The 9,442-nt window shown below is 72.1% G+C and carries 7 protein-coding genes; 4 read left to right on the top strand and 3 right to left on the bottom strand.

Going from position 1 to position 9,442, the window contains the following annotated elements:
* Positions 1–290: 290 nt before the first annotated feature.
* A complete protein-coding gene (locus AB0E02_RS36225) occupies positions 291–1,358 on the bottom strand; it encodes an LLM class flavin-dependent oxidoreductase (RefSeq protein WP_362148003.1) in 1,068 nt (355 codons plus the stop codon).
* Between the two features lie 108 nt (positions 1,359–1,466).
* On the bottom strand, positions 1,467–2,954 hold the full coding sequence (locus AB0E02_RS36220) for a cytosine permease (protein ID WP_362148000.1): 1,488 nt from the start codon (positions 2,952–2,954) through the stop codon (positions 1,467–1,469).
* Positions 2,955–3,266: 312 nt separating this feature from the next.
* Between AB0E02_RS36220 and ftsY the strand changes: the two genes are divergently transcribed.
* Positions 3,267–4,499 (top strand): signal recognition particle-docking protein FtsY, encoded by a 1,233-nt coding sequence (gene ftsY / locus AB0E02_RS36215; protein ID WP_362147997.1) that lies wholly within the window; start codon positions 3,267–3,269, stop codon positions 4,497–4,499.
* A 123-nt stretch (positions 4,500–4,622) separates the two neighbouring features.
* On the opposite strand, the gene AB0E02_RS36210 is transcribed toward ftsY, so the two are convergent.
* Positions 4,623–5,297: a bifunctional DNA primase/polymerase gene (locus AB0E02_RS36210; RefSeq protein WP_362147994.1), complete on the bottom strand. Its 675-nt coding sequence runs from the start codon at positions 5,295–5,297 to the stop codon at positions 4,623–4,625.
* Positions 5,298–5,807: 510 nt separating this feature from the next.
* On the opposite strand from AB0E02_RS36210, the gene AB0E02_RS36205 reads away from it, so the two are divergent.
* The 3 genes from AB0E02_RS36205 to AB0E02_RS36195 all read left to right on the top strand — a co-directional run bounded on the left by AB0E02_RS36205 (position 5,808) and on the right by AB0E02_RS36195 (position 9,342).
* Entirely contained in the window at positions 5,808–7,283 is a 1,476-nt protein-coding gene (locus AB0E02_RS36205) for a hypothetical protein (RefSeq protein ID WP_362147991.1), read from the top strand.
* Positions 7,284–7,666: 383 nt separating this feature from the next.
* Positions 7,667–9,007: an ammonium transporter gene (locus AB0E02_RS36200; protein ID WP_362147989.1), complete on the top strand. Its 1,341-nt coding sequence runs from the start codon at positions 7,667–7,669 to the stop codon at positions 9,005–9,007.
* On the top strand, positions 9,004–9,342 hold the full coding sequence (locus tag AB0E02_RS36195) for a P-II family nitrogen regulator (protein WP_030802420.1): 339 nt from the start codon (positions 9,004–9,006) through the stop codon (positions 9,340–9,342). The genes AB0E02_RS36200 and AB0E02_RS36195 overlap by 4 nt, the downstream gene beginning before the upstream one ends.
* The last annotated feature ends 100 nt before the right edge of the window (positions 9,343–9,442 follow it).

The following is a 9,442-nucleotide window of genomic DNA, read 5'->3' as shown; positions in this document are numbered from 1 at the left end:
CACCCACCCAGCCCGCCGCAGGCGCAACGGCGAGACCACCCGCGGCGGGAGAGACGGGTACGTGCGGGGCGCCGCAAAGCGCGCAACGGCGAGACGACCCGCGACGCCGCAGACAGGTACGTGCGGGGCGCCGCAAAGCGCAACGGCGAGCGAGCCCCGCGGCGGGAGAGACGGCTACGTGCGGGGAGCTCCGCAAAGCGCCCCGCGGCGGATCAGACGAGTACGTGCGGGGGCGCCGCAAAGCGCAACGGCGAGCAACGAGCACGGCGCCGCAGCCGAGTACGTGGGGATCAAAGCCGAGTCAGCACCCGCTCCGCAAGGAGATGCAAGGAGCGCCAGCCCTCGTCGACCGGCATGCCGCCGCACAGGGGGTGGAGGATCAACGAGCCCTGGGTGCCGGTCCGTTGGGCCAGGGTGAGGCACTCGTCCGGCGTGACGATGCGGTAGACGCCCTCCTTGCGCAGCGCCTCCGTGTCCGTCGCCGCCGAACGGACCGCGGACCGGATGCCCGCGGACTGCCAGGAGGCGTAGGTCCGCGCCTCGTGCAGCAGGTGGTCGCCGTACTCGGCCCAGGTGCGGTCCGGGTCCTCGGAGACGTGCAGCAGGCAGGTCCGCTCGGGGGGCTGCAGTACCCAGCCCTCGGTGCCGTGGGCGGCGCGCTGCTCGTGGTAGTACGCCTCCAGCCCGGGCAGGCGGGCGCTGGGGAAGAAGGGGAGGCCCAGCCGGGCGGCGCGGCGGGCCGCGGCCCGTGAGCTGCCGCCGATCAGCAGCAGCGGGTGCGGCCGGGTGAACGGGCGCGGGGTGACCCGGACCGTACGCCCCCGGTAGCTGAACGGTTCGCCGGTCCAGGCGGACAGCAGGGTGCCGAGCACCTCGTCCTGGAGCGCGCCGCGGCCGGCCCAGTCCTTGCCGTGCGCCGCGTACTCCTCGGGCCGGTAGCCGATGCCCGCGACGGTGACCAGCCGGCCGCCGCTGAGCAGGTCGAGCGAGGCGAGGTCCTCGGCGAGCCGGAGCGGGTCGTGCAGCGGGGTGATCAGTGCGGAGACCGTCACACCGATCCGGCGGGTGGCTCCGAAGACGGCGCCCGCGAAGGTGAGCGGCGAGGGCATCCAGCCGTTGCCGGTGGCGTGGTGCTCCTCGGTCTGGACCATGGTGATGCCGCGGTCGTCGGCGAAGGCCGCCATCTCGAAGGCGGCCCGGTAGCGGGCGGCGAGCGAGGCGGCGGTGGGCGCCGGGTCGACGAGGTTGATGCGCAGGACCGTGACGGGCCGGGCGGGCGGTGCGGTCGGGGCGGGCCGGACACCGGGTGCGGCACCGGGCGCGGTGTCGGACGTGGCATCGGACAGGGCAGCGGACATGGCAACGTCCCCTTCGCCAAGGACGGTTGGCGAAGGGGACGTTAGCTGACGTGGCGTCAGGTAGCCAGGGGCGGGAGCGTGCCCGCGGCCCGCCGTAAGGCCGGCGGCTCAGCTCACCTCGGCCCGCTGCCGGGCCTCGGCCGGCGCCTCGGCACCGGTCGCCGGGACGGACTCCTTCGCCGCCGGGAGGACCGCGAAGACCACCGCGGCGATCGCGATCGTGGCCGCCCAGCCCAGGCCGTTCTCGCCGATCCAGGTGGTCGCCAGCGGGCCGGTGAACCACTGGACCTTGGTGAAGCACAGGCCGGCGATCAGCGCCACGGCCCAGGCGGTCATGGCCTGCCAGCAGAAGCCGCCGGCGTACCAGTAGCGGCTGGTGCGGCCGGTGTCCATCAGGCCGGCGGAGTCGTAGCGCACCGCGAGCCTGCGGCGGCGGAACATGTCGACGCCGTAGACGCCGATCCAGGCGGAGAAGGAGACCGCGAGCAGCGTCAGGAAGGCGATGAACTGCCCGATGAAGTCCTTGGCCACCAGCATCATGAACAGCCCGCCGATCAGGCTGATGGCGGCGTTGATGCTGACCGCCAGGGCGCGCGGCAGCTTGACGCCCATGGTCTGCGCGGTGAAGCCGGCCGAGTACATCGACAGGCTGTTGATCAGCATCATGCCGAGCAGCGCGGTGATCAGGTACGGGATCGCGATGGCCCGCGGCAGGACCTGCCCGAGGAAGGACATCGGGTCGGTGTTCTGGCTGGCCAGCTCCGGGTTGGAGACCGCCATCACGCCGCCCAGGAGCACCATCGGGATCAGCACCAGCGCCGCGCCGGAGATGGTCGTGCCGACGATCTTCTTGCCGGAGGCGGAGTGCGGGAGGTAGCGCGCGAAGTCCGGGCCGGTGGGGACCCAGCTGATGCCGCCGGCGGCGATGGTGCCGATGCCCGCGATCATCAGGGTGGTCGAGCCCGGCGACTTGTGCAGGATCGAGCTCCACGGCGCGGTGGCGACCAGATAGACCAGCACGACCACGCTGATCGCGCTGAACAGGTACGTCGAGTACTTGTTGCACACGTTCAGCGCCTTGCGGCCCATGCCGCTCACCAGGAACGTGCAGGCGACGAAGGCCAGCAGGGTCACGACGACCAGGACGTTGTTGGCCTTGATGCCGAAGACCAGGTGCAGCACGGTCAGGATGGCGTACGCGCCGGTGACCGCGTTGATCGTCTCCCAGCCGAAGCGGGCGACCCACAGGATCGCGCCCGGGAAGTAGTTGCCCCGCACGCCGAAGGCGGCCCGCGAGAGCATCGCGCCCGGGGCGCCGCCCCACTTGCCGGAGACCGACAGCAGCCCGACCATGCCGAACGAGACGGCCGAGGCGATCGCGGCGACGATCAGCACCTGCCAGAAGTTCAGGCTGTTGTTGATCACCAGCGAGGCCCCCATGGTGAGCAACAACACGCTGATGTTGGCGGCGACCCAGGTGGGGAACAGCTCGCGGACGCGTCCGCGGCGCTCGTGATCCGGGACGGGCTCGATGCCGCGGGTCTCGACGGCGCCTTCGGTTTCGGGACGGGACGTGGACGTGGTGCTGGTGCCCATAGGTGCAGCTATCTCCGTGCGGGGATCTGGGGGCACCCCCGGGGGAGGAGGTGCAGGCAGCGGCTGTGGTGCCTGGCCAGAGTGTGTGGTTGCCAGGACTCTACGCGCGTTGCGCGGCCGTCCACCATCGTACTTTGATCCAACTTCTGCCACTCTGCACCGTTGGATCCCTCGACGACGTCGAGTGTCACCCACACTCGTCGAAGCGTCCAGTCGCACCCCGGCGACCAGCCTCCGGGCCGGTCCGGACGGGAGCCGGAATGCGGCGCGGGAGGCCCCCGCAGACGGGGCGTGGCTGATACTGGAGGGGTTATGGAATACGTCATCCTTGCTGTAGTCATCGCCGTGGTCGTGCTCGGCGCGATCAGCGGGCTCGTCGTCAGCGGCCGCAAGAAGAAGCAGCTGCCGCCGCCCCCGCCGGCCACCCCCCAGCCCTCCGTCACCGCGCCCCCCGCCGAACCGCACGTCGGCGAGGAGGCCGAAGCCCCCAGCGACGAAGAACGTCGCACCGTCGAGGACGTCACGCTGCCCACCGCCGAGGCCCCCGCGGCCGAGGCACCGGCCGCCGAGCCCGAGGCGCCCGCCGCGCCCCCCGTCGAGGTCCCCGAGCCCACCGCCGGCCGGCTGGTCCGGCTGCGCGCCCGGCTCTCCCGCTCGCAGAACACCCTCGGCAAGGGCCTGCTGAGCCTGCTCTCCCGCGAGCACCTCGACGAGGACACCTGGGAGGAGGTCGAGGACATCCTCCTCACCGCCGACGTCGGCGTCGCCCCCACCCAGGAGCTCGTCGAGCGGCTGCGCGAGCGGGTCAAGGTCCTCGGCACCCGCACCCCCGACGACCTGCGCGAACTCCTCCGCGAGGAACTGCTCGCGCTGATCGGCCCGGACCTCGACCGGACCGTCCACACCGCCAACGGCATCGGCAACGGCGGCGACGAGATCCCCGGCGTCGTGATGGTCGTCGGCGTCAACGGCACCGGCAAGACCACCACCACCGGCAAGCTCGCCCGCGTCCTGGTCGCCGACGGCAAGTCCGTCGTCCTCGGCGCCGCCGACACCTTCCGCGCCGCCGCCGCCGACCAGCTGCAGACCTGGGGCGAGCGGGTCGGCGCGCGTACGGTCCGCGGCCCCGAGGCCGGCGACCCCGCCTCCGTCGCCTACGACGCGGTCAAGGAAGGCATCGCCGAAGCCGCCGACGTCGTCCTGATCGACACCGCCGGCCGGCTGCACACCAAGACCGGTCTGATGGACGAGCTCGGCAAGGTCAAGCGGGTCGTCGAGAAGCACGGCCCGGTCGGCGAGGTGCTGCTCGTCCTGGACGCCACCACCGGCCAGAACGGCCTGGTCCAGGCCCGGGTCTTCGCCGAGGTCGTGGACATCACCGGCGTGGTCCTCACCAAGCTCGACGGCACCGCCAAGGGCGGCATCATCGTCGCCGTCCAGCGCGAGCTGGGCGTCCCGGTCAAGCTGGTCGGCCTGGGCGAGGGCGCGGACGACCTGGCGCCGTTCGAGCCGAAGGCGTTCGTGGATGCGCTTATCGGCGACTAGCGCGCCCGTCCGTGCGGACCTCGCAGCGCCCCGGTACGCGGGCCCGGCTCCACGGCCGGCCGCACCGGGGCGCTCCGCATGTCCGGCCCGCACCGGATGCCGCCGCGCGCCGGCCGCCGCGGCTCAGCCGTACAGCGGCGCGCGGTGGCACACATAGGCCAGCGTCCCCAGCACCAGCCGGGCCTGCGGGGGCCGGCCCGCGGTCTCCAGGGCCGGCGGGCGCAGCCAGCGCATCGGGCCCAGCCCGCCGTGGTCGGACGGCGGCGCGGTGACATGGGCCCCGGGCCCGAGCGCCCGCAGATCGAGCGCGGCGTCGTCCCAGCCCGTCCGGTAGAGCAGATCGGGGAGCTCGGCGGCCGCGCCCGGGGCGACGAAGAACAGCGCCCGGCCGGTCGGGGGCAGCGCGACGGGGCCGAGCGGCAGCCCCATCCGCTCCAGCCGCGCCAGCGCGTGGCGGCCCGCGGCCTCCGGTACGTCGAGCACGTCGAAGGACCGGCCCACCGGCAGCAGGACCGCGGCCCCCGGCGTCTCCGCCCAGGCCGCGGCGGCCTTCTCCAGCGTGGCCCCGGCCGCCAGCTCCCCGGCGAACTCCAGCGGATGGGCACCGGGCGCGGGGCACTCGGGTGCGCCGCACGAACAGTCCGGACGGCCGCCGGCGGTGCGGGCCGCCCGGGCACCGGGCACGACGTCCCAGCCCCACAGCCCGGTGTACTCCGCCACCGCCGTGATCTCGGTCGAGCGGGCGCGGCGCCGGGAGACGGAACGCCTCTCCCGGATACCGCCGATCGTGAAGCCCATACCCCCTCCAACGGGTGGTGCCTGGCAGTGGTTACGAGTCGGTGGGTTGACGACGGGCGCCCTGCACGCTCCGTCCACGGTCCGCGGGGCCGGTGGCGCGTCGTGGTGCACCGGGTGGTGCGCAGTGCCGCGGGAGCCGCTGCGCGCTTCGTTCCGCCCGGACGTGCTCGACCTGTGTCAAGTCAATCGCGAGAGCAGCGCCCGGAGTTCATTCGAAGGGGTGGCGAATGGTGGCGTTTCCGCGATCGCCCTCGCGGGGGGCGTGATCGTAGGATTACTTTCAGTGTCTGAACCCCGGAGAGGCATCGTTCGCACGGGTATGCCGGTGGCAACGCACCGGTCGAGCACAGGCCAAAAGGTGTGGCCGGAATCCGTGATCGGGTAGATGTACCCCGGACTGGCGTCGCAACGGACCGCCGCCCGGGGGCGGTTCGCACGACGGCACCAGGCAGCAGGCAACGCACCGAGCACGCACCAGGCACCAAGCAGCAATCGGGATGGGGGCTTCCAGTGGGCGGCAACGGCGGCACGGGCGGCACCGACGCCGTCAAGAAGCCCAACGCGCAGTTGGGTTCGTGGTTCATGCGCAGCGGCTGGTCCAAGGGCGAGCTCGCCCGCCAGGTCAACCGCCGCGCACGGCAGATGGGCGCACACCACATCAGCACCGACACCTCCCGGGTGCGCCGGTGGCTCGACGGCGAGCAGCCGCGCGAGCCCATCCCCCGGATCCTGTCCGAGCTGTTCTCCGAGCGCTTCGGCTGCGTCGTCGGCATCGAGGAGCTGGGCCTGCGCTCCGCGCACCAGTCGCCGTCCGTCTCCGGCGTGGACCTGCCCTGGGCCGGGACCCAGACGGTCAACCTCATCAGCGAGTTCTCCCGCAGCGACCTGATGCTCGCCCGCCGCGGCTTCCTCGGCACGTCGCTCATGCTCGCCGCCGGACCCAGCCTCATCGAGCCGATGCAGCGCTGGCTGGTGCCGGTACCGGCGTCCGCGGGCGGCGCCGACCCGCAGCCGGACCGCGCCCGGCGGCCGGTCCGGCTCTCCAAGCCCGAGCTGGACCTGCTGGAGGCGACCACCGCGATGTTCCGCCAGTGGGACGCCCAGTGCGGCGGCGGACTGCGGCGCAAGGCCGTCGTCGGCCAGCTCCACGAGGTCACCGACCTCCTCCAGGAGACGCACCCGGAGCCGGTCACCAAGCGGCTCTTCAAGGTCGCCGCCGAGCTCGCCGAGCTGGCCGGCTGGATGAGCTACGACATCGGGCTGCAGCCGACCGCGCAGAAGTACTTCGTGCTGGCGCTGCACGCCGCCAAGGAGGCCGGCGACCGCCCGCTGGGCTCGTACATCCTCTCCAGCATGAGCCGCCAGATGATCCATCTCGGCCGGCCCGACGACGCCCTGGAGCTCATCCACCTCGCCCAGTACGGCAGCCGGGAGACCGCCACCCCGCGCACCCAGGCCATGTTGTATGCGATGGAGGCCCGCGCCTACGCCGGGATGGGCCAGCCCAGCAAGGTCAAACGGGCCGTGCGGATGGCCGAGGACACCTACTCCGACATCACGCCCGGCGAGCCCGAGCCGGACTGGATCCGCTTCTTCTCCGAGGCCGAGCTGAACGCCGAGAACGCCCACTCCTACCGCGACCTGGCCTACGTCGCCGGCCGCAGCCCCACGTACGCCTCGCTCGCCGAGCCCGTCATGCAGCGGGCCGTGGAGCTGTTCGGCAAGGACCCCGAGCACCAGCGGTCCTACGCGCTCAACCTCATCGGGATGGCGACCGTACGGCTGCTGCAGAAGGAGCCGGTGGCCTGCGCGGAGATGGCGCAGAAGGCCATCCCGTTCGCCCGGCAGGTCCGCTCCGAGCGGGTCAACACCCGGCTGCGGAAGACCGTCGACACCGCCGCCCGGGAATTCGGCGAGGTCGCCGAGATCATCCGGCTCAGCGACGACCTCGCCCGCTCCCTCCCGGAAACCGCGGAGGCCGTCTGACCGGCCCCGCCCCCAGAACACCGGCCGCGGCCACCGCCCCGTACACCCCGACTCGGCTCCCCCCTGCCAGGTCACGCGGGCGGCGGACCGCGGCCGGCTTCGCTTGTGCCCCCCAGGCCGACGCCGCTTCCGCGGAGGCCGTTGCTCGTGGCGCCGGCCTGCTCAGGGGAAGGGGTGCGGTGGCGTGGCGCGTTTCTTACGGCTGAACGGGTGAATGCGGGGGCGATCGCGGAGTTCACCGGGGCGTAACACGGCGGCGGTGTTCGTCACTGCGGTGAAACACCGGCAAGGTTTGGCCGAAACCACCCTGCGACAACCTCATCGCGAAGTCGGCCCACCAGAAACACGCCCGCACGGGCCGCATCGACGACGAGGAGACGCCGATGCCCCCAGGCATCCTGACGATCGCGGCAGACAAGGTGACGCTCAGCCCGGCCAACACCGGGTTCATGCTGATCTGCTCCGCACTGGTGATGATCATGACCCCCGGGCTCGCCTTCTTCTACGGCGGCATGGTCCGGGTCAAGAGCGTGCTCAACATGCTGATGATGAGCTTCATCAGCCTGGGCATCGTCACGATCCTGTGGGTCCTGTACGGCTTCGGCCTCGCCTTCGGCAACGACGCCGGCGGCTTCCTCGGCTGGAACGGCTCGTTCGCCGGCCTCAGCGGCATCGGCCTGACCCAGCTGTGGGGGGCCACCACCATCCCGATCTACGTCTTCGCGGTCTTCCAGCTGATGTTCGCGATCATCACGCCCGCGCTGATCAGCGGTGCGCTCGCGGACCGGGTGAAGTTCACCGCCTGGGCGCTGTTCATCGCCCTGTGGGTGACCGTCGTCTACTTCCCCGTCGCCCACTGGGTATGGGCCGAGGGCGGCTGGCTCTTCGACCTGGGCGTGATCGACTTCGCCGGCGGTACGGCCGTCCACATCAACGCCGGTGCCGCGGCACTCGGCGTCATCCTCGTCGTCGGCAAGCGGATCGGCTTCAAGAAGGACCCGATGCGGCCGCACAGCCTGCCGCTGGTGATGCTCGGCGCGGGCCTGCTGTGGTTCGGCTGGTTCGGCTTCAACGCCGGCTCCTGGCTCGGCAACGACGACGGCGTCGGAGCGGTCGCCTTCGTCAACACCCAGGTCGCCACCGCCGCCGCGATGCTCGGCTGGCTCGCGTACGAAAAGCTCCGGCACGGCTCCTTCACCACCCTCGGCGCGGCCTCCGGCGCGGTCGCCGGACTGGTCGCCATCACCCCGGCCTGCGGCTGCGTCAGCCCGCTCGGCGCCATCGCGGTCGGCGTGATCGCCGGTGTGCTGTGCGCGATGGCCGTCAACCTGAAGTACAAGTTCGGCTACGACGACTCCCTCGACGTGATCGGCGTGCACCTCGTCGGCGGCGTCACCGGCTCCCTGCTGATCGGCCTGTTCGCCACCGGCGGGGTGCAGAGCAAGGCCAAGGGCCTGTTCTACGGCGGCGGCTTCGAACAGCTCGGCAAGCAGACCGTCGGAGTGGTCTGCGTACTCCTCTACTCCCTCGTGGTCAGCTACGTCCTTGCCAAGGTCATCGACCTGGTGATGGGCTTCCGGGTCAGCGAGGACGAGGAGATCTCCGGTATCGACCAGGCCGCGCACGCGGAGACCGCGTACGACTTCACCGGCGCGGGCGGCGGTACCGCGGCCCGCAAGGGACCGGCACTCGGCGAGGCCCTGACGAAGAAGGTGGACGCGTGAAGCTCATCACGGCAGTAATCAAGCCGCACCGGCTGGACGAGGTGAAGAACGCCCTGCAGGCATTCGGGGTGCACGGTCTGACCGTCACCGAGGCCAGCGGCTACGGCCGGCAGCGCGGGCACACGGAGGTGTACCGCGGCGCCGAGTACACCGTCGACCTGGTCCCCAAGATCCGGATCGAGGTGCTCGTCGAGGACGCGGACGCCGAGGAACTCGTCGACATCGTCGTCAAGGCGGCCCGCACCGGAAAGATCGGCGACGGCAAGGTCTGGAGCATCCCGGTCGACGACGCGGTGCGCGTCCGCACCGGCGAGCGGGGGCCGGACGCGCTCTGACGCACCCGGGACGGCCGGCCGTCCGCCGCCAGCGCGGCGCAGGGCCGCCCGCCCGGCCTCGGCCCGGACCGGGCATACGGGACGGGCCGAGGACACGCGG

The sequence above is a fragment of the Streptomyces sp. NPDC048196 genome, assembly GCF_040652715.1.
GTDB classification, from domain to species: Bacteria; Actinomycetota; Actinomycetes; order Streptomycetales; family Streptomycetaceae; genus Streptomyces; species Streptomyces siderophoricus.
The sequence above is the reverse complement of the archived record's forward strand: the minus strand, read 5'-3'. Positions and strand labels throughout refer to the sequence as shown.